Consider the following 24381-nt stretch of genomic DNA (forward strand, 5'->3'; position numbering starts at 1 on the left):
CGGCTAGGCAGCGAGTGAGAGGGTATAGCTAAGCAGAAGTGGCAGCGTAAGAATACTGAAAAAGTTGCCAAATAGTACCATTGACGCCACTTTCATGGGCTCTATATTCAGCCTTTCCGCAAATAGGTAATTCATGACGGCTGGTGGCAGCATTGTGAAGAGTACCATCATTTGCAATTGCATCGTTGGAAGGGGAATTAACCAATAAATAAGTGCGAATGCAACCGCCCCAGTTGCAAGCGACTGCACGGTACACAATACACCAACCTTTAAACCGTCCACTCTTAAATGACACATTTGCGCCCCCAGGGATAAAAGCATCACGGGTACTGCCGCTTGCCCAAGTAGAGCAGTCGCTTCGTATAAAGGTGCCCATGCCCCCACATTTGACACGTTGAGAAACAGAGCCAACGACGCAGCTAAAAAGATTGGCATCTTGACTATTTGCTTAAAAGGGTTGCCATGACTAAGTAGCATTACACCTAAACTAATGTGCAAGCATGCTGATACGACAAATAGCAGTACTGCTGAGGATAGCGCAATTTCTCCAAACGTATAGGTAAACAAAGGAATAGCAAGGTTTCCGCTATTGCGAAACATATGTGGTGGTGCCCAGGTTTTAAACGACAGTGACGTCAATCGACATACTGGGATCATGAGTAGTGCAGGAACCAAAACCGCGACAATTGCTGCAAAAAGGAGTGGTCCCTGATTCGAGTCTAACGGCATGCTAACGAGCGAAGAAAACACCAGCGCAGGTGTGAAAACCTCAATGTTAATGCGGTTGATTGGACGAAAGTCAGGCTTGATGTAACGACCTACCAAATAGCCGACGCCGACAAGAGCAAAGACAGGGAAAAGAATATTTATGATTTGATTAATCATGGTCGCCTAGATGAAGTGTAAGGAGCTAATGTGGAGATACACGAAGAACCACATTATCAACCTTTATATATTGCGTCATCGCTGAACAGTGAGAAGCGTGGGTTTAATCAAGCTTTCTAAGCACAGTTACAAAGCCAGGTGGTCATACCATTTAGTTCAATTGTTACGTATAGAGTTACATACAAATCACTGAATTTACGACAAGTTCTATGTCAAGTGTCTGTTAAATAACCAATCTCTGATATTTTTATTAAATAGTGATTAATGTTGATATTTAAACTACTTTTAGTTTTATCAGCTGGATATTTTTCCTATTAAAGAGAAAACAAAAACAAAAATATCAAAATGTTGGCGTTTAACAATAATTTACATAGTGCTATTCCTTTTGTTCGCCAAGAAAAAAGTTGGCGAAAATCATAAGCTTGTCATACACTTCCTGATGTAACCCCGATATGTTGTTGAATTGGTAGGGTAAAACTGCTCTGGCGCTACACTAACGTAGCATTGTTTAACATAGCTTTGAGGAAAGTTTTATGGCGCTCACAAAAGCCGAACTGGCAGAAAACCTGTTTGATAAATTAGGATTTAGTAAGCGGGACGCCAAGGAAACGGTGGAAGTGTTCTTTGAAGAGATTCGTAAGGCACTGGAAAGTGGCGAACAGGTAAAACTGTCAGGTTTTGGTAACTTTGATCTTCGTGACAAGAATGAACGACCTGGTCGTAACCCGAAAACCGGTGAAGATATTCCAATTACTGCTCGACGTGTAGTGACTTTTCGCCCGGGTCAGAAGTTAAAAGCTCGTGTAGAAAACCTGAAGAAAGTACAGTAAGCCGAATAAATGGATCACGCTAAGGCGTGGTCTTTTTTTGCGTAAAACTTGTGTCGCATATAAACGAAAACCACCGCAATGCGGTGGTTTTTCTGTTTTTGAGTATATCTTAATGATATGGATTACGCTGCTTCTAGGTGCGTTGTTAAGTATGGTTGCCATGCTTGTTGGTACAAGTTTTTAGACTGTGCACGCATGTTGCGAATAGAAGCGAGTTCTAGTTCGCTTAGTTCGCGTTTCTCCATCATCGCTTGGCGTTCTAGTTTCTGGATTTTTTCGTATAGGTCGTGTTCAGGACCGCTTTTCACATCTGCGATGGCTTTTAAGTGCAGTTGAACTTCGGCAACTAGATTTGTCTTTGGTAAACGAACGAGTAAGTTCAAGTCTCTATAGCCTGAAGGACCAGGTTTTTTGAAGCGATTTTTTACTTTAACAATTGTTGTTTCACGCTCTAAGGTTTCATAAATGGAGACTAAGCTCGCGACGTCTTCAGCAACAATCGTGGCACGGGCTAGGTCAGTAATGCGTTCGACTTTTCCATCTAACTCCAAAGCTATTTTTTCTTCTGCTCGTTGTTTGGACTTTACGCCTGCGAAGTATGGCTGAGCATCATTAAGAAGTGCGGTACTTTTACAGATAGTTTCAAGCTCAAATTGTGCTTGGTGAGCTTTGCTGTAAAGAATGTCGAAGTCAGTGTATGGCTGAATTGGAGTTGCGTCGATTGACTGAATACCATACAAGCCGCTAAGGCTATGTTTAAAGAGTTTCGAACAAACTTCGTTTTGACTTGTTGAACGATTTTGATCGCCACTCGGCGCTGGGGTAATTGGAAGTGCGGCAAATGCCGGTGCACGGCTAAGTACCAAAAGCATCAATGCTGTAGTACGAAGAAATAAGCTCATTCACTCTCCTTAACTTGCTTGTACTTAGAAAATAGGGAACATAAAGGTCGCTAAGTTCGGCAAATCAGGTACTAACTTATTAATGGGGTCATTACGAAAGATTCCAAGGTTTCAGTTTTGTCTTGAAGTGGAATCGTGCGTTAGATCACCATTTCTCTTTTCTTTATTCTGTTTATCAGATAAAGGCGTGGTTCCTATAAGAACGTTTACATCCTATCACCGCTGTATTAACCAAAGATGAACGGCATAGACAAATTGAAAAAAATCGTTAGTCTTACTTCTCAAAATGAAAATCAGCCGACAAGTAGAAAGTAAAATGAGAGACCAAGAGTTTTGGCATAATAAATGGGCCAGTAATCAAATCGGATTTCACTTGGAAGATGTAAACCCGCTATTACCTGCATATTGGCAACACACAAACCCAAAGCGTGAAGACAAAGTGTTAGTGCCTTTGTGTGGAAAGTCAGAAGACTTGATTTGGTTGGCGATGAAGCATGATTCAGTTGAAGGTGTTGAGCTGAGCCATATCGCTGTTCGTGCCTTTTTTGCTGAACATTTTTATACGCCAACCGTGACGCCTGTTAATGGTATGCACGAGCTTTATCAATTTGATGAGCTCTCTATTTATACTGGGGACTTTTTCACTGCACCAGTATCTCAAGCCGATATCATTTATGATCGCGCCGCGTTGGTTGCTTTACCGCAAGATATGCGAGAGGAGTATGTAGAGCGTCTCAAGCAACTTTTGAATCCAGGCGGTCGTATTTTGCTTGTTACACTCAACTATCCTCAAGAAGAGATGGCAGGGCCTCCATTTAGCGTGCCAGTCGAAGAGATTGAGCAGTTATTTTCAGGTTACAAAGTTACCTGTTTGAACGTAGATGAAGCTGATGAAAACCATCCTAAAATTGCGAAAAAAGGCTTAAGTCGCTTCTCTGAAGAAGTGTACCTAATCGAGAGTGAATAGGTTTTTTTGGTTTGTAAAACGAAATAGCGCAGCAATTTGAGCTGCGCTATTTTTGTATAAGTGGTTCGTATTTAATAAGTGATATTAACTTTTGAAGCACTTTCAACAGCATCTTGAACGGCTTCTTCGGTGGTTTTTCGTCGCGTAAGGACAACACCTAAACGACGGCGACCATCGATTTCTGGCTTGCCGAATAGACGAACTTGCGTTTGAGGTTGAGCTAAGGCTTTGGTTAGGTTGTCAAAGCGAATGTTTGTGGAAGTCCCTTGACCAAGAATAACGGCCGACGCAGATGGACCATATTGTACGATATTATTAATCGGCATTCCGGTAAATGCACGTACGTGGAGAGCAAACTCTGACATTTCCTGAGAAATCATAGTGACCATGCCTGTATCGTGTGGGCGAGGAGAGACCTCATTGAAAATGACCTTATCGCCTTTAACAAATAACTCTACACCAAAGATGCCGTAGCCACCGAGTGCGTTGACTACTTTCTCAGCCGTGTATTCAGCTGCTTTTACTGCGTTTTCTGACATAGCTTGCGGTTGCCATGATTCGCGGTAGTCGCCATCTTCCTGACGATGGCCAATTGGAGCACAGAAATGCACACCGTCAACGGCTCTTACAGTCAATAAAGTGATTTCGTAATCGAAGTCGATAAAACCCTCCACGATCACGCGACCTGCCCCCGTACGTCCGCCTTCCTGTGCGTAATCCCATGCCTTTGCAACGTCGTCTTCGGTCTTGATGACACTTTGCCCTTTACCTGAAGAGCTCATAACTGGCTTTACTACGCACGGGATGCCTACATGCTCAACCGCGGCTTTGAAGTCTTCAAAAGTATCTGCAAAACGATAAGGTGATGTCGTCAGTTCTAGTTCTTCTGCAGCCAAACGTCGGATACCTTCACGATTCATTGTTAGCTTGGCTGCCTTAGCGGTTGGAACAACATTCAGCCCTTTTTCTTCAAGCTCTACCAGTTTGTCGGTTGCGATAGCTTCGATTTCAGGTACGACGTAAGTAGGTTGTTCCTTCGTAATAACTTCTTCTAAGGCGCTTCCATCTAACATATCGATGACGTAACTACGGTGAGCAACTTGCATCGCTGGAGCATTAGCATAGCGATCACAAGCAATCACTTCTAAACCAAGTCTCTGACATTCAATTGCGACTTCTTTACCGAGTTCGCCAGAGCCTAAAAGTAATACACGGGTAGCATTTGCGCTGGTTGCAGTGCCAAACATAGTGTTCCCTTACAAAAATAGAGTGGTGAGACAGAAATTGCAGGAGATCATACTGAAGTTTCATGACAAAGCAAACGTTTGCTTTTGGTTTTTAGGCAATAAAAAAGCTCTACATGCCGTAGAGCTTTTTATACTGAAATTGTCGCTTATACGTTGACAAAACTAAGTGGAATATCTGGATTCAACGCTTCTAACGTTGATTGCGTATCAGCCAAATGACTGATCTTGCCTTCTGAGTTTTCTACCAGAGCAGCGGCTTTGATATTGTCAAAAGTTTCACCCGCAAGTAGTACTTGGATCAGCGCAACTTGTAATGGCGGCAAGCTAGGGTTAAACGCCGCATTTTCCGCATAAGCACCTTGGAATACACGGCCGCTAGCCATTTCTAATGCTAAGCCACTCAAGTTGTTGGTATATGGTGAGTGGCTCATGTTCATCGCTTCAACAGCGCTTTGAATTAGAGTGTCTTCATCATCGCATGAGAACTGATGCTTTACTTCTGCCATTAAGCCGGATTCGATACCGAGATCGTTTGGTCCAAAGGCTTCAGGTAGGTATTCATGCAGCGACTTTTCTTCGCGTTCTGGGAGCTGAATTTTAAGCTCGTTTGCGGTAGATAACTCGTTCATGAACTGACGGCAGTGACCACATGGGCTGAAGTTAATAGTGATATCTTTAATACCACGTTCACCTTTCATCCAAGCGTGGCTAATTGCAGACTGCTCAGCGTGAACTGTTTGACCTAACTGAACACCAAAGAATTCCATGTTGGCACCGAAGTAAAGGCGACCTGAGAGACCACGAACGATAGCACCGACATAAAATTCAGAAAGAGGAGCATAGGAATATGCTGCGGCAAAAGGAAGTAGAGCAACACGAAGCTCTTTATCTGATAGACCGGTAGCTGAAAGCAACTGCTCAAACTGTTGAACTGAAAGCGTAGCATCAAAATCATCAGCTTGGATGATAGGAGCAAGTTGTTTGGAAAGTGCTTCTGGAGCGCCTGCTAGCGCCTGTTCAATGCGACTTTTCATGTTGAATCCTTGTTATTGCATGGACAGTTATTCTATGTGAAGGATAGAAATGTTCCGTGCGTTAGATCACGATAAATAATGCAATTGATAATTCTGTTACATAATTAGAGTGAGCTCACACATGTATTCGATTGCACTGACGTGAAGCGTTATCTCCGTCTCACAATTAACCATATCAGTATATATTCATATGACCAAGACGCTGGGATATGTTAATTACGATGCCTACATGTCCACACAACGTTATTCCTAGATATCTAAGCAACGTTGAGTCAGTAATATTGCACTGAATGTTGAAGTTATTAGTGTGTATCTCGTCAGAGTGCCTTAACGATCTTACTAGAACGGGTTGTATGGATAATAAGTACTCCAATCGGGTAAGGTGAGACCCAGACTTTAGCTGCAACTAAAGTTCTTCTATCTGGTAGTTCGATTGAACGATGGCTCCTCAATTGAGAGACCGGTAACAAGTACGAACGCCAGATAGAACTCCAAGCACCACACTCGAATAGTCTTCTGGGTCTCGAGCCCGCATTTGCAAGCAAGAGTTAGCTTATTATGAATACAAACACACTTCAAAACATTAATGTCGGCGTTGATACTGGTAAGTCACAATTAGACATCTACATCCGACCACTCGATATTTACTTCACTGTCCCGAACACCGAAAAAGGCATCAGCGATGCCATAAAAACCATTAAGAAACACAAACCTCAACGTGTCGTCATCGAAGCTACAGGTCGATTAGAAATGCCTTTTATACTCGCCTGTGACAAAGCCAAATTACCTTATGTTATTGCCAACCCACTACGTATTAAAAGGTTTGCTGGTGCCATTGGTCAACGAGCTAAGAACGACCGTTTAGATGCCGCTCTCATCGCACATTATGCCGAACGTGTTCAGCCAGAACTGACCAAACTAAAAAGCGAAAACATACGCCTTATGAGTGACTTAGTCACAAGGCGTAACCAGCTACTCACCATGCAAACCATGGAAAGAAACCGACTACAAATATTACCTAAGAATATCTCGTCTACGATTACCCCTATCCTTACCGCCCTGAAAAATCAGATTGAAAAAGTAGAAGCAAAGATAGCGAAACTGATTGAGAGTTGTCCTGAGTATCAAGCCAAAAATACTATTCTCCAAAGCATGCCTGGTGTTGGTAAAGTCCTTGCTGCCTCCCTAATTAGTAATGTACCCGAGCTGGGCTTTATCACTAACAAACAAGCTTCTTCTCTCATTGGTGTCGCACCAATAACAAGAGAAAGTGGCCGCTTTAAAGGTAAGCGGCTGATACAAGGAGGGCGGTCTCAAGTTAGGACCGTTATGTATATGGCGATGATGTCGGCTATCCAATGCAACCCTGTTTTCAAAGCAACTTATGAACGACTACTTACGGCAGGAAAACCGAAAAAAGTTGCCATTGTTGCCTGCATGAGAAAGATGGTTGTTATCTTAAATTCAATGCTAAGAGATGGTGTTATGTGGGATACAGATAGCCTCAAAAATTAACTATTGACGCCATAGTCTCTTGTTAGATGAGGTAATACAGAATTTTGGAAGGGATAAGGAAGAAACGGGAAGGCCACGGCCTGCCGGAAGGAGGGCAGACCGAGAGCGCTTAACTATTGATATAGCCAGACAGCCAAAGCAAAAAAGCTTGGAGCCAAAATAGAAGTGATGATGCCGCATAAAACCAATGCGAGTGATGAGAACGCGGCATCAATGGGCTGTTTCTCTGCACATGTCGCGGTGCCTAAGGCATGAGACACGGTACCCATTGTTAGGCCACGTGCAATAGGGTGTTTAATTCCAATTAAGTTGTAAATTGGGTACGCCAAAATCGCGCCCAATAAACCAACAATCAGAACCAAGATCGCCGCAACGGCAGCTTCACCACCGAGGTGACTCGAAATTTCCATTGCTATTGGCGTAGTGACGGATTTACCCACTAGACTTGCGATTAAACTGATATCTGCTTTGAAAGCGACTGCGATCAAGGTGGTTGTCATCATCGACATCACACTGCCTACTGTGCAAGCAAAAGTGATGATTCGCCAGTTTGCTTTAATCTGTGGTAGTTGTTCATATAGCGGGTAAGCCAGAGCAACTACGGCTGGTTGAAGTAAAAAACTGATCCCTTCGTTATCCGCATAATACGTTTCAAACGGTACATTTAAGTAAGTAAGCAAAGGAATGAGCACTGCAATACTGATCAGCAAAGGATTTGCTAGAGGATTATTCACTTTGATTGCGATTTGGCGCGCGACAAGAAAAACCGCAATGGTAACAACTAACCACATATCAGTGCTTCTCCTTTAGCAAGTAGTCCAGCAGCCAAGCGAGGCTGACTAGTACAATGAGTGAGCCTCCAACTGCGCTAGCAATGATAGGGAGGGCATTAGCGAGTAGCATATCGAAATGTTGCATTAATCCCACGCTAATAGGAACGAACAACAAAATCATGTAGCGGATAAATAGCGTGGCGCCCGGTTTGACCCAATCGACCTTTACAAGCCCAAGAGTCATGGAGAAAAACAGTACGAGCATACCGATGACACTTCCTGGGACGGAAACGCCAGTGAACTTTTGAATGGTAATTCCGATGCCAAGTGCCCCCATGATGAGGAAGATTGAAATGAGCAGTTGGATCAGTTGTAAGAATCGTTCTTTAATCATTTTGACAGTATATAAACAACAAGCACACCATAAGGTGCGCTTGTATTAGGAGGAGTTAAGAAGCTAAGCTCTCTACATAACGGTACACGGATTTTAATATCGCAATCTTCTTTTCGTCACTTTCATGTTCGTGAACTAAGTTTTCTAAATTCAGCATGTACTCTTCAATTTGGCTTTCAAACACTTCTCGACAGTGTAATGCCCAGCGTCTCTGTTCTTGCTCGTCTAATGTGCCTGGGAAGTTACGCGCACGATAGCGGAACAATAGAGGTTTAATGCGCTTGTCATCAAATTCAATGTCCAATGCGGCAAGATTGTTCGGGTCGGTTTCTCGAATGATATCCATGGCTGCGCGATCGGCCGGAGAGAAGAATCCGTCGTAAAGTTGCGTATCGACGTCATCACTTTTATCGAATTTACGCTCGACTGAAAAGAGGCTAATCAGCTTTTCTCTAATTTCAGGATGTTGGCGCAACAAAGCGAGATTAGCGAGACATTGCTGGCGATCAATGCCAATAGACTCCGCATTTTCAGCCGTTAACGTTTTTGCAGGGGCGAGAATAGGGCATTTGTTTAAATGAACTAACTTAACAGGCACTGGTAGCAATTCACCAAGATCTTCTCGCTTAGTGTAGAGTCTTTCGTGTAGCTCTTCTGCGGATAGCTCTAGAATAGGCTGAGGGTCTTTCGCTAAATCGATAGTGATAACGGCGTTATTATTGGTTGGGTGCCAAGCAACAGGCACAATCCAGCTAGTGTACTGGCATTCGCGCCCTAGCATGCCTGAAACGTGCATCAACGGCGTCATGTTGACGATGTCGACTAATTCATTGAGCTTGCGCTTTTGGCGCATAGAAAAGAAGTAGTCAAACAATTTTGGTTGCGCTGCTTTGACTTTTTTCGCCATTTCGATAGTCGCAATCACGTCTGCCATCGCATCGTGCGCGTTACTATGTTCTATGCCGTTAGCAACAGACAAGTGCTCTAATTTAAAACTAGTGAAGCCATCTTCGTTTTCTGGCCACTCTACGCCTTCTGGGCGAAGGGCATGGCACGCGCGTAATACATCGAGTAAATCCCAACGCGAGTTACCGTTTTGCCAACTCCATGCGTATGGATCGATAAAGTTGCGATAACAAGTATAACGTGTCACTTCGTCATCAAAGCGAATGCTGTTGTAGCCTAAACTGGTGGTATTTGGTTTCGCGAGTTCAGCGTGAATCTTAGCGATAAACTCAGGCTCAGAAAGGCCTTCTTGAACCGTTTTTTGCGGAGTAATACCAGTAATAAGTGCAGCTTCAGGAGACGGAAGATAATCAGCCGGTGGTTGACAGTACATGACTAAAGGCTCGCCGATGATATTAAAGTTTTCATCTGTACGAACACCAGCAAACTGGCTTGGGCGATCTTTCGCGGGGTTGGTTCCCCATGTCTCATAATCAAAGAAGAAAAAAGTGGGCTGATTATCTTGGTGCATTCTGCTTACCGTTTACAAAACCGATGACAGTATTAGACCATTCAACGCTTTGACTAGCAACGAAAGATGCAAGTTGAATTTTTGAAAATGAAAAAACCGATGGCGAACCATCGGCTTGATATTTTACGTTTTATCGCTTTGGAAGGAATGTGAGTTCTATGCTCGTGTTTCTTCCAATGTTGCTTCACTTTCTGGTGACTTCAGCACTCGGCTAGCAATCGTACCCGCAGTCATTGATCCTGAAACGTTCAGTGCGGTACGTGCCATGTCAATCAATGGTTCAATAGAGATAAGTAGCGCCGCGATGGTGACAGGTAAGCCCATTGCAGGGAGAACAATCAATGCTGCAAACGTTGCACCTCCGCCGACTCCAGCAATACCAAATGAGCTGATAGTGATAATCGCAATCAATGACAGGATAAAGTGCAGATCCAGTGGGTTGATGCCCATTGTCGGAGCTACCATCACTGCCAGCATTGCAGGATAGATACCTGCACATCCGTTTTGGCCGATAGTGGCACCAAACGATGCTGATAGGTTTGCAATCGCGGGTGGAACGTTAAGCTTGGTGATTTGCGCTTCTACGTTTAGTGGGATCGTTGCTGCTGAGCTACGAGATGTAAACGCGAAGGTCAGTACAGGCCAGATTTTCTTAAAGTATTCCGCAGGGCTAACGCCGACAAAAGAGACTAATACGCCGTGAACAACAAACATCAGTGCGATAGCAACATAAGACGCCACAATAAAGCCAAGTAGGTTTAGGATGTCGCCTGCGCTTGATGTCGCTACCACTTTTGCCATCAGTGCTGCGATGCCGTATGGCGTTAACGCCATGATCATCTTCACTAATCGCATAACGATTGATTGAGCTGCTTCTACGAAAGTACGAATCGGTGATTCTAACTCTACTTTTTCCATCATCACTTTACGAGCGGCGATACCGGTTAATACACCGAAGATAACGACAGCGATAATTGAGGTCGAGCGAGCACCTGTTAGATCAGCAAATGGGTTGGTTGGAATGAAGCTAACTAGCATTTGAGGAATAGTCAGGTCACTTACTGTACCAGCACGGCTTTCTAAAACGGCGATACGAGCGGTTTCACGCGCACCTTCAGTTAAACCTTCTGCTGACAGGCCAAATGTTGTTGTCACCAAGATACCGATGAGTGCAGCAATTGCAGTCGTTACTAGAAGAACAGAGATGGTCAGGCCAGAAATTTTACCTAATGATCCACCTTTCTCTAATTTAACAACTGCAGAGATCATCGACACTAACACCAGTGGCATGATGACCATTTTCAGTAGACCAACGTAGCCACTGCCTACAATACCGACCCATTCAAGTGTTTGAGCAATCGCACTGTTGCCTTCACCGTGAATGAGTTGCAAAGCAAGACCAAAAAGAGAACCAGTAACAAGACCGATTAAAACGAGACGAGAGAGTGTGTGTTTCTTTTGTTGTTGGTTAAATAGAAAGAACAATATGCCAACAAAGACGGCTAGAGAGGCTATCACTGCAAAATTCATAATCTGACCTTATCAACCTGCCGAAATGGCGGTTGTTTTTTATACGGGGTTTTATACGGATTTGTTTATGGAGCGTAAGATAACGCTCGCGATATAACTTTAAAAATGACAAACGGGTATTAGCTAGATCTAAAATGAATATAAAAACGAGATCTAAGTCGCGTGAGAGTGTGAATTAGCACGTTAAATGTACAAAATGGTTATTCGTAGTGATGCAGTAAGTCACGCATTTCTTGCCTTTGTAAATAAACCACCGAGTCTTCTTGATAACTGAAAAGTTGATAAATCATCGCTTTGGCGACATCTTCTGCTCGAATAGGTAAAAAGTTGGACAATTTGCCAAGCATAAGTGGGCGAATTACCTTAAACAGAGTTTGTACTAACTTCTCGTCCATTCTTGGGTTTTGACGTTGACCAACAAGCGGGCCTGGGCGAACAAATACGATTTCCTCAAAATCCATAGCTTCGATTCGTTGTTCCATTTGTCCTTTACAAGCTAAGTAATGGGATGGCGATTTACTATTTGCACCGAGGCTAGAAACAACCGCAAGGCGTTTGACTCCGATCGTTTTCATCTGTTGGGCGACTTTACACACCAGATCAACATCTACTCTACGTAAATTATCCTTACTGCCTGCTTGCTTAAGGGTTGTGCCTAAACAGATAAAGCCGATGGTCGGTGTTGGTTGGTTATCATCCCATTGGTGGATAGAAAGGTCGGCATCAATGAGAGGAACAAGCTTATTGTCCGCATCTAGGACGCCATCGAGTGGGCGGCGAGAAAGATAATATAAGGTCCCAACACCTGATTGATTTATGAGGTTTGTAATGACTTTTGAACCGACTAAGCCAGTCGCCCCAGCGATGATGGCGCAGGTGTTGTTATCCATGTCCTTTCTCCTATATGGGAATATAGCCTAAGCTATTGTAGCGGATTTCAAGGAGTTACTTATAATCGAATGCTCGAAAGGTGAGACGCTCTGCGAACTCAGTATACTTTCCTGACAGAAAACTGATTAGCGCTGCCCCAAGTGGATGCAAGGGTATACAATAGTGGACGCTCAAAACTGGGGTTGAGCAAGATTTCTTAATCAATGGAACACTTCTCACCCAGACAACATCAAAGGAACGTAAAAAATGGATGACTCTTTTGCAGCGGAGATACAAGCGCGCATAGATAACAAAACCAAACCTGTTGGTTCTTTAGGCTTATTGGAAAAGGTGGCACTACAGCTAGCTATTATTCAAAGTCAGGATAAACCTCAGCCAGTTGATTCCATCGCTATCTGTAAACCGAGCATGCTGGTATTTGCTGGAGATCACGGCGTTGCAGAGGAGGGCGTAAGTATTGCGCCAAGCGAAGTCACTCAGCAAATGGTGGCTAACTTTCTCGCCGGCGGCGCAGCCATCAACTGCTTTTGCGACATCAATGGCATCCAACTCAAAGTAATAGATTGCGGCATGTTGGCACCTATTGATGTGCTGGTTCCAGAATTTAAGTTTCATCCAAACTTGGTTGAACAACGGTTGGGTAACGGTACGGCTAATTTCTCTAAACAATCAGCGATGTCCCCAGAACAAGTGGCGCTAGGTTTAGAGTATGGTGCGAAGATTGCTGAGCAAACCATTTTGTCTGGCTCAAATCTATTGATGTTCGGTGAGATGGGCATTGGTAACACCAGTTCGGCTTCCGCACTGTTATCGGCGCTGAGTTCATTAGATATTGACTATTGTGTTGGTGTCGGTACAGGAATCAATCAACAGCAGTTGAGTCGTAAATATAAACTAGTGGCACAGGGCGTGAACCGATGTCGAGGTCTTGATACTAAAGCGATTCTCGCACAGGTTGGAGGCTTTGAAATCGTACAAATGGTAGGTGCTTTTTTAGAAGCCAAGCGGCTTAAAACTCCAGTTTTAGTGGATGGGTTTATCGTATCGGTTGCTGCGTATATAGCAACGTTGCTAGACGAAGAAGCACGCGAATACATGTTGTTTGCCCACCGCTCCGAAGAAAATGGACATAAGTTTGTATTAGAGTACCTAAAAGCAGAACCTCTACTCGATCTTGGTTTACGATTAGGGGAGGGAACCGGAGCCGCTCTTGCCTTACCCTTGTTAAAAGCTGCTGCCCAGTTTTACAACAAGATGGCGAGCTTTGAGAGTGCAGGAGTTACAGTATAGTGTCAGTCCCTGATAATTCTGAGAACGTCACGCCGTCATCGTTAAGATACCAGTGGGAGTTGTTTCTATTAGCTATCAGTTTTTTTAGTCGCTTACCCGTACCCCAAGCGTTGCCATACAGTGAAGAACGCATGAATCAGGCCGGACGTTATTTCGCGTTAGTTGGTCTCGTACTTGGAGCGCTTTGTGCTCTGGTATTTTCGCTCACCTCAATTCTTTTCCCAGAATCGGTTGCCATAGTATTAACAATGGTGTTTAGCTTATTGTTAACAGGGGCATTTCACGAAGACGGCTTGACTGATATGGCGGATGGCATTGGCGGTGGCATGACTGTCGAGCGACGCCTCTCTATTATGAAGGACAGCCGCATTGGCACTTATGGTGCAGCCACTCTCATTATGGCGTTATTGGCTAAGTATGTTTTTTGGAGTGAACTGGCTAACTTGCCGCAGTTTTGGTTGGTCATTGTCGTCGCTTATACCGCAAGCCGAGCACTAGCCGCGACGCTTATTTATGACATGCCTTATGTTAGTGACAGTGATACGTCGAAAAGTAAACCGCTGGCAAATAGCCAGTCTTCTTTAAAAGTCTCCATTTTGTTGTTTACTGGTGGCATAACATTGCTTGTGCTTGGTATCACGCAGGCGATCTTTATATCGCTTGTTCTCGTGGTATTTCGTTTGATGTTCAAACGTTGGTTAACCAAGCGAATTGGCGGCTTTACGGGGGATTGTCTTGGCGCAGCGCAGCAGCTATCGGAACTGCTTATTTATCTCACTATGATTGGGTTTTATCACATCTTATGAAGCAATTGATACTCGGTGGCGCGCGCTCTGGGAAGTCGCATTTGGCGGAAAAAACAGCCAAGCAATTATCGACCACTTCTCAACACTCATTACATTATGTTGCAACCGCGCTGCCATTTGACCAAGAAATGCGAGAGCGAATAGCGCATCATCAAAAGCAACGAGGGGGCGAGTGGCAAGAGCATGAATGCCCCCTTCATTTATCTGAGTTACTGACAAGTTTCGCTACCACCGATGTTGTATTGGTCGATTGTTTAACCTTGTGGCTCAATAATTGGATATTTGAGTTAGGTGATGAATGTTCCAATGAGAAGCTAGAAGCAGAAATTGAAAAGCTTATACAGGTGGTACGTGGCTCAGATGCGACGTTAATATTCGTCTCTAACGAGGTTGGAATGGGTATTGTGCCTTTGGGGGCGGTTAGTCGTTACTTTGTGGATAATGCAGGACGGATGAATCAAAAACTAGCCAGTGTTTGCCATCGTGTTACCTTTGTTGCTGCTGGTTTGCCGTTGGTTCTTAAAGAGTAGGATGGAACAAAATGAAAACACTCAATATCTATCTTGTGCGTCATGGAAAAGTAGATGCTCCACTAGGACTCCATGGCCAAACGGATGTAAAAGTTACGCCTGCTGACCAAGAAAGCATTGCTCGGGCTTGGATCGAGAGTGGACGAAGTGTGGGTGGAGTGATTTGTTCTCCGCTTTCACGTTGTCAAGAACTGGCAAACATCATTGCTGAACAGCAATTATTACCAGTAATGACGGATGAATCTTTACAAGAAATGGCGTTTGGTGATTTTGATGGTGTGCCTTTTGATATGCTCACTGAGCAGTGGAAAAAGCTAGATGCTTTTTGGCAATCGCCAGCACAACACACGTTGCCGAATGCTGAGAGCTTAAGCACATTTTCTGAGCGCATATGTCGCGTGTGGTCTCAAATCATCAACGATATCAATGACAATCTACTTATCGTCACGCATGGTGGCGTCATTCGTATGATTCTTGCTCATGTATTGGAGTTAGATTGGCGTAACCCCAAGTGGTATTCGACGTTGTCGATAGGAAACGCTTCTGTCACGCATATAACAATGACCATCGATGAGCAAATTTACGCCTCGGTGCGTTCGATTGGCGTACCTCTTTTAACTCGTTAATTTATAAATATTAAAATGCCCAGAACGATATTGCTTACGGGCATAGTCACGGAGGATGTCAGTGGAAGCCCATCTGCTAGGTGCAGGAAGCGAAAATTGACTCAGTTACATAAAAAGGAAATATAGAAATGACCACGCCGAGTTGGGATTTGTCCATCGTTTATAACGACCTTTCTGACCCACGAATTCAAGACGATATTGCTCTTGTTGAACAATGTATTGATCTTTTGAATAAACAATCAGCAGATTGTGGCAACGTAGAGATCATGCAAAATGCGATTTTGACCAATGAAGCCGCGAGTCGTTTAGCGGGCACAGTTGCAAATTTTGCGAGTTGTTATGCTTCTGTTGATGCAACAAACGCCGAAGCGAAATCGTTACTTGGTAAAATGACCCGCATCTTTTCGGAGCTTTCTCAAGCGTTTAGTCCCTTTGATTTGACACTAACGCATGCCGACGAAGAGTTTATCTTGCGCGTGTTAGATCATGAGAATCCTGATATCAGTGGGCAAGCATTTTCTATCTTGAATTCTAGAAAGTTGGCGGATACTCGTCTTAGCAACGCAGAAGAACAGTTACTGGCTGCGATGAGTGTGGATGGCAAATCGGCTTGGGGTAACCTATACGATAACCTGACTGGCTCATTGAAAGTGAAGCTTAAGTATGCAGATGGTAAGAGTGAAGAGCTTGGGTTTTCTCAAGCGGCAAGCATTCTTTATGGGTCTGAATTTGAGCGCCAAGAAGCTGCGTGGCGAGGCATACAAGATGCAATGCAAACGCACCAAGAATCATTCGCTGCAATTTTGAATGCGTTGGCAGGATGGCGTTTAACTGAAAACAAAAAGCGTTCGACGAAGCGTGAAGTTCACTTCCTAGAGCCGAGTTTGCATGGTAGCCGAATCCAAGCTGAAACTTTAAATGCGATGATGACAGTAGCCAAAGACAGTCGAGCTATTGGTCAGAAAGCGGGTTTATTGATGGCGAAAGTACATGGTCTGGATGAGATGAAACCTTGGAATCATCTGGCGGCTATGCCTGCTTTGAGCGGTGAAGCGAAGGTCTACGACTTTGATGAAGCGATTGATGTTATTTGTGAAGCATTTGAAACAGTAAACCCTGAGATGTCGGAGTTTGTCCGTTTGATGGTACAAAACGGATGGATTGATGCCGCGCCAAATGCCAGCAAGCGCCTCGGCGCATACTGCACCAAACTGCCAGCAACGCGAACACCCCTTGTGTTTATGACTTGGAGTGGCAGTCGCTCAGACCTTATGACTCTTGCACATGAACTTGGCCATGCGTTTCATAACTGGGTTATTCGTGATTTGCCACTTTGCCAAACTTACTATCCAATGACGTTAGCAGAAACCGCCTCTATTTTTGCAGAAAACATCGTTCGTGATCATTTGATTTCGAAAGCGGAGAGCGTCGATGAAAAACTAGAGATGTTGTGGGAAGAGTTGTCATCTGCGCTAGCTTTAATGATCAACATTCCGGTTCGCTATGAGTTTGAGAAATCGTTCTATGAACGCCGCCAGGATGGAGAGTTAACCGCAGATGAATTCTGTGAGTTGATGTCTGAAACTTGGAAACAATGGTATGGCGACGTAATGAGCGAGCCGGATCCGTACTTCTGGGCAAGCAAGCTGCACTTTTCTATCGATAGTGTGAGTTTTTATAACTACCCATACCTGTTTGGTTTCTTATTCAGCAAGGGTATTTATGCACAGCGAGAAACCAAAGGCGAAGCGTTTTACACCGATTACATCAATTTGCTGCGCGATACCGGCTGCATGATGGCGGAAGATGTTGTCGAAAAGCATCTATCGATGGATTTAACTCAACCAACGTTTTGGCAGCAGAGCGTTGAGCTAGTGCGTGAAAAAGTCGATGAGTTTGAGCGTTTGCTCGCACAGCGCGGCTAAGTTTTTCGCAGTGTTGATGCATAATCTGCTTTATAGCTACAAAAATTTGATCAAATCATAATGATCTTAATCAGGGCTGTGGTAAAGTTCACAGCCCTAACACTTTGTAATTGTTCAAAAATTAAACGCCTCAATGCTTGATTTGAGTGCCTGGCGCGAAAAGGTATCGGATTTTCGAGGGAAATAGTGATTTCTACTCATAAGTGAGATCGCAGCAACAAAAATCCTTTGTACAATTTATTAACATACCCGCCGTGCTATTAAGGAGTAACGCATGACGAAGTCTCTCTTTCGCCAATCGTTTTTAACTGACACGTTAGATGTTCATATCGATGTTGCACCAGCGGAGCAGGTGCTTTCTAACGGTGTAAAACTTAAACTCTATCAGCGTGGTGTACTAGAAGTGATCCCTGAGAACTATACTCAGGATACGAAGAACGTCATCATCTCTTGTGGGGTTCACGGAGATGAAACGGCACCGATGGAGCTGGTGGATTCCATTATTCAAGACATAGAATCTGGGTTCCAGACGGTCGATACCCGTTGTCTATTCATTATCGCTCATCCAGAATCCACTCTGGCGCACACGCGATTCCTTGAAGAAAACCTCAACCGTCTTTTTGACGAAAAAGAACACAAGCAGACAAAAGAGCTTGTCATCGCTGATACACTAAAGTTGCTCGTTCGCGATTTCTATCAGGATACCGACCCGACAACACGCTGGCATCTTGATTTACACTGCGCGATTAGAGGTTCGAAGCACTATACGTTTGCAGTAAGTCCTAAGACTCGTCATCCTGTGCGAAGCAAGGCATTAATCGATTTCTTGGACAGTGCACACATTGAAGCTGTGCTCTTATCAAACTCACCATCGAGTACGTTTAGCTGGTACAGTGCCGAGAACTTTGGTGCGCAAGCTCTCACAATGGAGCTTGGTCGTGTGGCTCGTATTGGTGAAAATGACCTCGATAAATTGACTGCGTTTGATTTGTCTTTACGTAATTTGATTGCGGAAACGAAGCCAGAACACCTACCAAAACCATGCATTAAATATCGCGTAAGTCGCACAATCGTTCGCCTGAACGAAGACTTTGACTTTATGTTCGACGACAATGTTGAAAACTTCACTTCATTTGTTCACGGCGAAGTGTTTGGTCATGATGGCGACAAACCATTAATGGCGAAGAACGAAAACGAAGCGATTGTCTTCCCGAACCGCCATGTCGCAATAGGTCAACGTGCAGCTCTGATGGTTTGTGAAGTGAAAACCCGTTTTGAAGAGGGCGAGTTGGTTTACGATTAATCCAACATTGCTTTGAGAAGTTAATTGCAATTTACCGAGGCTTAACTGTAAGGTTAAGCCTCGTTTGTTTTTATCGGCCGCTATGGATTTTCAACAACTTATCCTGAACAAGGAACGACGCTGGCAACGTAACCTGATGGTTATGTCGATCGTGCTCGCTGTACTCTCTGCCATCCACTTGATGGTCGGAGAAATTTTCCTTTCTCCTTTTCAATCTTTATCTGCATTTGAACATAAGCTACTGGTGGACTTGCGTTTACCGAGGTTGGTGTCTGCGGCAATTATTGGTGCTGCGTTAGCGGTATCTGGCGCGACGTTACAAGTGTTGCTTGGGAACGTTTTGGCTGAACCCGGCGTGCTTGGTATATCTGGTGGTGCAAGCTTAGCAATGGTCTTAATCATGTTCGCGTCACCTGTTCTTCCCACCCCGATTGTTTTTATGTTGGCAGCGATTGCAGGCTCGATGGTATTCACGTTTGTTTTGGTGGCGATAGCAAGGGCAATGCATCTGACGACGGCTCGATTGCTTTTGGTTGGTGTCGCATTGGGTATTTTATCGAGCGCGATTGTGACGTGGGCATTTTACTTCAGTGATGATCTTAGCCTACGCCAACTTATGTATTGGTTAATGGGCAGCATTGGTGGTGCAAGTTGGTATCAACATACCGTTACCTTGGTGATGCTGCCGGTGCTTATCTGGTTGTGTTGCAAAGGCAAGTCGCTTGATAAATTGATGCTTGGTGAGATTCATGCGACCCAATTGGGAGTCGATGTACATCAAATGCGTTGGAAACTGATCCTCGCCATTTCTGTCTTGGTGGGGAGTTCAGTCGCTTTGGGTGGCATCATCAGCTTTGTTGGCTTGGTGGTACCGCATTTGTTGCGTTTGGCTTTTGGTACAGAAAACCGTTATTTATTGCCACTTTCTGCAATATCTGGCGCTGCGTTACTTGTATTTGCGGATATCGGCGCAAGGCTGTTATTGGACTCCGCTGAGCTACCTTTAGGTGTCATGACAACATCGATTGGCGCACCTATTTTCATCTGGATGCTGGTGAAGAGTCATGATGCACGTTAAACATATGTCGGTTGGTAGTCGATTATTGCCCCTTTCTTTTGAATGCAAAGCTGGCGAAATCGTACATGTTGTTGGGCCTAATGGTTCCGGTAAGAGCACTTTATTGGCTGCTATTTCTGGTACGTTAAGCCACCGAGACGGTATGAGTGGTGAAGTGTACGTTGGCGACAAAAACTTGCTTACTTTACCGTTGTCAGAGCAAGCTCATGTTCGAGGTTATTTGTGTCAGCAATCACGTCCAGCATTTAATGTCGATGTTTTTCAGTATCTCGCCCTATCTCTGCCAAGTGGTGCTGAGATTGCGGATATCAAAGTGCGTGATGCCGTCAATATGGTGGTGGAGCTGGTACAGCTGCAAGATAAGCTTCATCGCAGTATTCAAACATTATCCGGCGGTGAGTGGCAACGTGTCCGATTAGCAGGTGTATGTTTGCAGGTGTGGCGTACCATTAATCCTTTTTCGCAGTTTTTAATTTTGGATGAGCCAGCAGCACCATTAGATATTGCGCAAGAGGGTCTGCTCTATCAATTGATTAACGCTATGGCGGCGCAGGGAATTGGAGTATTGGTTGCTAATCACGATCTCAACCGCACATTAAAGCACGCAGATAAAGTATTGCTGCTTAACAACGGTGTGCTGCACTCATCAGGGAATTCCGATACTGTGCTAACGGAAGAAGCCCTCGGGGAAGTATTCAATACTCAAGTCAAAAAGGTCATCGTAGATGAGCAACCTTATTTAATCTTTGATTAGTATTTAAGAGACAATAAAAAACGACCTACTTGAGGTCGTTTTTTTAATCGAGATAGCCAAACTCAACGCTTACTGAGTTAGCGGTTTTAGATCTGCTGGGCGGTAGTAAACTGATTTGAGTACTTTGCCTTTACGAATGGTTTTACCTTCCGATACGAAATCTTCGGCGCATTTTGCGATGATGTATTCACCTTTCTGTACCGCCATCAACTTGATGCCTTGTTCCGCGTAGAATGCCTCTGTTTCTGAGTACTCTTGCTCGTTACGGCATACTTTGCTCATGTTGCTTGAATGTACTTCATCCCAGCAAGGAATAAATTCGATACCACGGTTTACCGCAACGTTTAATAGAAGATCAATTAAGTAGCTGATCGCCAGGTTGTCTTCTACTTTGCTGTGGCCAAGATGAACGAGACGGCCCATTAATACATACACGCTGTCTACGATGGCATCTGCTTGCTCAGTTTTACAATCTGCTTCTGCTAGCTCTGTTAGCTCTTCGATCGCCAAAGAGGTGTGTAGTGTATCTGCTTGTGCATCAAGGCTTGCAGCGTCTGCGACTGGTAAGTCGAACGTACTACGGAACTCGGTGATATCACGGTATAAGTGATCAAAAATCTCTTGGGTTAGCTTTGACAGTTGCATTCTAATTTCCATTGAATCGATTGAAGCGGCAATGATACCAAACCGCACTTTGAACCCCAAGGGCATTGAATCCAACTGGTGATAAATCTGCCTTTGGGTAATGGTAGTGCTTAACGAAATAGGTAAGGAAACAGCTTTTTACGTTCTTCCTCTGAAAGGGCGGAAACACGAGCGATGTTCGTATCGGGAATGGATTCAGGATCAGGATAGTGTTTTAGTACCTTTTCCATACTCTCTTCGCGAATCAAATGGAAGATTGGGTAAGGAGAACGATTGGTCAGGTTTTCGTCGTCTTCAGGTCTTGCGCCGCCAAAACAGTAATCAGGATGGAAAGTCGCCACTTGGAAAATGCCTTCCCAGTTTTGTTGCTTAATTAATCCTTCAACCCAATCGATACAAAAGTTGTAGTCCCAGAAATCTTGTAGCATGTTGGGAACCACAACCAACGTGGTCTCAAGTTGTTCGGGTTCTGTGTTACTCAGCTCAATCAGCTGCAATAAAATATCTTCAAGAAGCGCTTCTTCTTGAGTCGCTTCACTAACAAAGATTTTGATTTGTTTATTACGTTGCGGTTTGGCAGCAAACGGACAAAGGTTGAGTCCGATTACCACATCGTTGAGCCATTGATCGACCTGTTGAGTGATCGCTTCGATATCTGTGTTTTGTGTTGAACGCGTTGACATACGACTTTCTGGTTTTTATTAAAGTAGCGCAAGCATAGCAGAGTTGGTTATCCAAGTAACCAGAGAGGTATTACGCAAATGAGCGTACCTTAGCTACTCTTTAAACTCGCAGCGTCAGGTGTTTGGTCAGTATGCTTTCTTTCGGCAATGTGTTTCAAATACGCAATCGCAGCAAACATCGCTAGGTAGACGGCGCTTCCCCCCATAAGAACACTCGACCAACCTCCATGCTGCCAACAATAAAGAAGCAAGAATCCTCCTAAGCTACCGCCTACGTAGTAGTGTACTAAGTAGAGCGCTGTCGCGGTGGCTTTGGCGCGAGTGGCATTCTGACCGACCCAACCGTAGGCGAGGGTATGAGTAAAGAAGGCACCAAAACTTATCAGCAACAACCCAACTAGCATTGCAGTCAGGCTTTCAACCGCAGCAATCCACATTCCCGTCATGCTCACTATCGCGCCTAAGAACATACCGAGGATTGAGGAATAACGTTTACTCCAGTGGCCTGCACAACGAGAGGAGAAAGTCCCTCCCAAGTAACAAATAAAGATCAGTGAGGCCAACCCGACGGGTACATTGTGAGGTTCACTCACCAGACGGAAACCCATTACGGAATAAAGGTTGACGAACAAAGCAAAGTTGAGTCCTCCTATCAGCATCGCGAACCACACGCGTTGGTTTTTAAAATGACCAATAAGCGCACGATTTTGATGGCGCAAACTGCTTGATGACGGGGTGAAGTTGCGCTGTGTTGGCAATAAATAGTGAACACCAATGACACCAAGAAGAGTGAACACCATCATAACTTCAATGGCGACATCAACACTGAAATTGTCCGCCAATAAGCCGCCGCTAATACGCCCTGCAATACCGCCTAATGAGTTAGCCGCAATGTACGTTCCAATTGCCATCGAGAAAGCGTGCTTGTCGAGCTCTTCTGCCATGTAAGCCACGGCGACCGCAGCAAAAGCCGCGAGCGCGACCCCGATCAGTGCTCGACATACCACCAAAAACAGGAATGAGTCACCAAACAGCATCAAAGCGGAAAGGGTAGGAATCGAAAACAGGCCGACCATCATAACTGGCTTTCGTCCCACTGATTCTGATAACACAGCCATTGGGACGAGGCTAAAAGAGAGAGCCAGTGTTGAGGCCGCAAATAGCCAGTTCACTTGTGTTTCTGAGATCGTGAAAATTTGGGCAAAAGTGGGCAGCATTGGCTGTAGTAGGTATAAATTTGAAAAAACCAAGAAGGAACCAAGCGCTAGCGAGAGCGTAATGCGTTTGTATTCCGGTGTGCCAAAACTGACCATGAATCCTGCCTAATGTGAGCAAATGGAGAGACTGTGATCAATCTATCAGTTCGTTGTAAATTAAAAAAATATATTAAAAATATGGACACCATATATTTTTGATCTAATGGAATCGAAACAACTTAAACATTTTCTGGCGGTCGCTGAACATGGAAACATTACCCATGCGGCGAAAGCCCTGCATATTGCCCAGCCCGCTTTAAGCATTTCTATCAAAAAGTTTGAGCAGTCTTTGGGCGTTACCCTATTTCGCCGTGATGATAAAAAAATCAGCTTAACGAAAGAGGGCGAAACGCTACTTGTACATGCCAAGCGGGTGATTCAACAGTTGCACGACGCGCAGCTCGCGATTGATGAGTTGAAAGGTTTAGCGAAAGGCGAAGTACGACTCGGGACGCCATCAATGATGGGCAGTTATTTCTTTCCACGAATTGTGATGGCGTTTAAGAGCCAGTTCCCGGAGTTAAAATTGACCTTGGTCGAAGCTGGGACTCAATCGATTCGTCGTATGCTGCTCAATGGTCAACTCGATATCGGTGTGATCAGTTGTGATAACGTGCCTGATGACCTAGAAACTGACCATTTGTTTACTAGCCAAATGGTCGCAGTTGTTTCACCTGAGCATGAGTTAGCCCAGCGAGAATCTCTTACTTTTGATGAGTTCTTTGAACACGATTTGGTTATGTTTCAGCATGGCTATTTTCACCGTGAATTTTTGGATCAGGTGAGTGAGGAGCATGGGTTTACCATGAAGTCATCATTCGAAACCAACTTACTGCCTTTGATTTTGAGTATTGTGAAACAAGAGTTTGCGATTACCGCGTTACTGGAATTGGTGACCCAACATGAGTCAGGCGTTGTTGGCGTGCCGTTTGAACCACCAGTGACGCTGGATCTGGCACTTGCTTGGCGCAAGCAGGGGTATTTATCAATAGCAGATCGAACGTTTATCGACTTTATCAAGCGCTACGTTTAAACGCAGC

The 24381-nt window shown here is 44.4% G+C and carries 24 protein-coding genes; 12 read left to right on the top strand and 12 right to left on the bottom strand.

Features of this window, described 5'->3' with window-relative positions; genetic code table 11:
• Positions 1-3: 3 nt before the first annotated feature.
• Positions 4-885, bottom strand: coding sequence for an AEC family transporter (locus P4S59_RS06675; RefSeq protein ID WP_047008656.1), 882 nt, complete (start codon positions 883-885; stop codon positions 4-6).
• A 533-nt stretch (positions 886-1418) separates the two neighbouring features.
• Between P4S59_RS06675 and ihfA the strand changes: the two genes are divergently transcribed.
• A complete protein-coding gene (ihfA, locus tag P4S59_RS06680; protein WP_005377899.1) occupies positions 1419-1715 on the top strand; it encodes an integration host factor subunit alpha in 297 nt (98 codons plus the stop codon).
• A gap of 122 nt (positions 1716-1837) precedes the next feature.
• On the opposite strand, the gene P4S59_RS06685 is transcribed toward ihfA, so the two are convergent.
• Positions 1838-2617 carry a hypothetical protein gene (locus P4S59_RS06685; protein WP_005395912.1) on the bottom strand — a complete coding sequence of 260 codons (780 nt, stop codon included), beginning with the start codon at positions 2615-2617 and terminating at the stop codon, positions 1838-1840.
• Positions 2618-2933: 316 nt separating this feature from the next.
• On the opposite strand from P4S59_RS06685, the gene P4S59_RS06690 reads away from it, so the two are divergent.
• Entirely contained in the window at positions 2934-3584 is a 651-nt protein-coding gene (locus tag P4S59_RS06690; RefSeq protein ID WP_046874957.1) for a thiopurine S-methyltransferase, read from the top strand.
• A 71-nt stretch (positions 3585-3655) separates the two neighbouring features.
• On the opposite strand, the gene purT is transcribed toward P4S59_RS06690, so the two are convergent.
• Both purT and cdd read right to left on the bottom strand, forming a co-directional pair.
• Positions 3656-4831 carry a formate-dependent phosphoribosylglycinamide formyltransferase gene (purT, locus tag P4S59_RS06695; protein ID WP_337168122.1) on the bottom strand — a complete coding sequence of 392 codons (1176 nt, stop codon included), beginning with the start codon at positions 4829-4831 and terminating at the stop codon, positions 3656-3658.
• A gap of 146 nt (positions 4832-4977) precedes the next feature.
• Positions 4978-5865: a cytidine deaminase gene (cdd, locus tag P4S59_RS06700; RefSeq protein WP_005397788.1), complete on the bottom strand. Its 888-nt coding sequence runs from the start codon at positions 5863-5865 to the stop codon at positions 4978-4980.
• Between the two features lie 558 nt (positions 5866-6423).
• Here cdd and P4S59_RS06705 point away from each other — a divergent pair.
• The gene (locus P4S59_RS06705; RefSeq protein ID WP_033906599.1) at positions 6424-7380 is read left to right on the top strand and encodes an IS110 family transposase; all 957 of its coding nucleotides are present in this window, start codon (positions 6424-6426) and stop codon (positions 7378-7380) included.
• Between the two features lie 113 nt (positions 7381-7493).
• On the opposite strand, the gene P4S59_RS06710 is transcribed toward P4S59_RS06705, so the two are convergent.
• From P4S59_RS06710 to P4S59_RS06730, 5 genes are all read right to left on the bottom strand, one after another.
• The gene (locus P4S59_RS06710; protein WP_005377888.1) at positions 7494-8171 is read right to left on the bottom strand and encodes an LrgB family protein; all 678 of its coding nucleotides are present in this window, start codon (positions 8169-8171) and stop codon (positions 7494-7496) included.
• Between the two features lies 1 nt (position 8172).
• Positions 8173-8547, bottom strand: a complete 375-nt coding sequence (locus P4S59_RS06715) for a CidA/LrgA family protein (protein WP_005397786.1) — start codon at positions 8545-8547, stop codon at positions 8173-8175.
• A 55-nt stretch (positions 8548-8602) separates the two neighbouring features.
• Entirely contained in the window at positions 8603-10024 is a 1422-nt protein-coding gene (gene sbcB, locus P4S59_RS06720; protein WP_005397785.1) for an exodeoxyribonuclease I, read from the bottom strand.
• Between the two features lie 156 nt (positions 10025-10180).
• Positions 10181-11554, bottom strand: a complete 1374-nt coding sequence (locus P4S59_RS06725; RefSeq protein WP_337168123.1) for an L-cystine transporter — start codon at positions 11552-11554, stop codon at positions 10181-10183.
• A gap of 200 nt (positions 11555-11754) precedes the next feature.
• A complete protein-coding gene (locus P4S59_RS06730; protein ID WP_268845009.1) occupies positions 11755-12444 on the bottom strand; it encodes an NAD(P)H-binding protein in 690 nt (229 codons plus the stop codon).
• 247 nt (positions 12445-12691) lie between these two features.
• On the opposite strand from P4S59_RS06730, the gene cobT reads away from it, so the two are divergent.
• The 8 genes from cobT (at position 12692) to btuD (ending at position 20757) form a co-directional block, all read left to right on the top strand.
• On the top strand, positions 12692-13735 hold the full coding sequence (cobT, locus tag P4S59_RS06735) for a nicotinate-nucleotide--dimethylbenzimidazole phosphoribosyltransferase (protein WP_253651527.1): 1044 nt from the start codon (positions 12692-12694) through the stop codon (positions 13733-13735).
• Positions 13735-14541: an adenosylcobinamide-GDP ribazoletransferase gene (locus P4S59_RS06740; RefSeq protein ID WP_337168124.1), complete on the top strand. Its 807-nt coding sequence runs from the start codon at positions 13735-13737 to the stop codon at positions 14539-14541. Before cobT ends, P4S59_RS06740 begins: the two co-directional genes overlap by 1 nt.
• Positions 14538-15071, top strand: a complete 534-nt coding sequence (gene cobU, locus P4S59_RS06745; protein ID WP_161443146.1) for a bifunctional adenosylcobinamide kinase/adenosylcobinamide-phosphate guanylyltransferase — start codon at positions 14538-14540, stop codon at positions 15069-15071. The genes P4S59_RS06740 and cobU overlap by 4 nt, the downstream gene beginning before the upstream one ends.
• Positions 15072-15082: 11 nt before the next feature.
• On the top strand, positions 15083-15697 hold the full coding sequence (gene cobC / locus P4S59_RS06750) for an alpha-ribazole phosphatase (RefSeq protein ID WP_258646611.1): 615 nt from the start codon (positions 15083-15085) through the stop codon (positions 15695-15697).
• A 128-nt stretch (positions 15698-15825) separates the two neighbouring features.
• Entirely contained in the window at positions 15826-17622 is a 1797-nt protein-coding gene (locus P4S59_RS06755) for a M3 family oligoendopeptidase (protein ID WP_258646609.1), read from the top strand.
• 274 nt (positions 17623-17896) lie between these two features.
• The gene (locus P4S59_RS06760; RefSeq protein WP_006741645.1) at positions 17897-18925 is read left to right on the top strand and encodes a succinylglutamate desuccinylase; all 1029 of its coding nucleotides are present in this window, start codon (positions 17897-17899) and stop codon (positions 18923-18925) included.
• Positions 18926-19007: 82 nt separating this feature from the next.
• Positions 19008-20003, top strand: a complete 996-nt coding sequence (btuC, locus tag P4S59_RS06765; protein ID WP_053807303.1) for a vitamin B12 ABC transporter permease BtuC — start codon at positions 19008-19010, stop codon at positions 20001-20003.
• Positions 19990-20757 carry a vitamin B12 ABC transporter ATP-binding protein BtuD gene (gene btuD / locus P4S59_RS06770; protein ID WP_337168125.1) on the top strand — a complete coding sequence of 256 codons (768 nt, stop codon included), beginning with the start codon at positions 19990-19992 and terminating at the stop codon, positions 20755-20757. Before btuC ends, btuD begins: the two co-directional genes overlap by 14 nt.
• 69 nt (positions 20758-20826) lie before the next feature.
• Here btuD and P4S59_RS06775 read toward each other — a convergent pair whose 3' ends face one another.
• From P4S59_RS06775 to P4S59_RS06785, 3 genes are all read right to left on the bottom strand, one after another.
• Entirely contained in the window at positions 20827-21402 is a 576-nt protein-coding gene (locus P4S59_RS06775; protein WP_005397767.1) for a nucleoside triphosphate pyrophosphohydrolase family protein, read from the bottom strand.
• 110 nt (positions 21403-21512) lie between these two features.
• Positions 21513-22085, bottom strand: a complete 573-nt coding sequence (locus tag P4S59_RS06780; RefSeq protein ID WP_053807305.1) for a DUF1415 domain-containing protein — start codon at positions 22083-22085, stop codon at positions 21513-21515.
• 89 nt (positions 22086-22174) lie between these two features.
• A complete protein-coding gene (locus P4S59_RS06785; protein WP_104969345.1) occupies positions 22175-23398 on the bottom strand; it encodes an MFS transporter in 1224 nt (407 codons plus the stop codon).
• A 106-nt stretch (positions 23399-23504) separates the two neighbouring features.
• Here P4S59_RS06785 and P4S59_RS06790 point away from each other — a divergent pair, with 106 nt between their 5' ends.
• The gene (locus P4S59_RS06790; RefSeq protein WP_054866061.1) at positions 23505-24374 is read left to right on the top strand and encodes a LysR family transcriptional regulator; all 870 of its coding nucleotides are present in this window, start codon (positions 23505-23507) and stop codon (positions 24372-24374) included.
• Positions 24375-24381: the final 7 nt, after the last annotated feature.

Source organism: Vibrio sp. M60_M70 (assembly GCF_037162085.1).
GTDB classification, from domain to species: domain Bacteria; phylum Pseudomonadota; class Gammaproteobacteria; order Enterobacterales; family Vibrionaceae; genus Vibrio; species Vibrio diabolicus.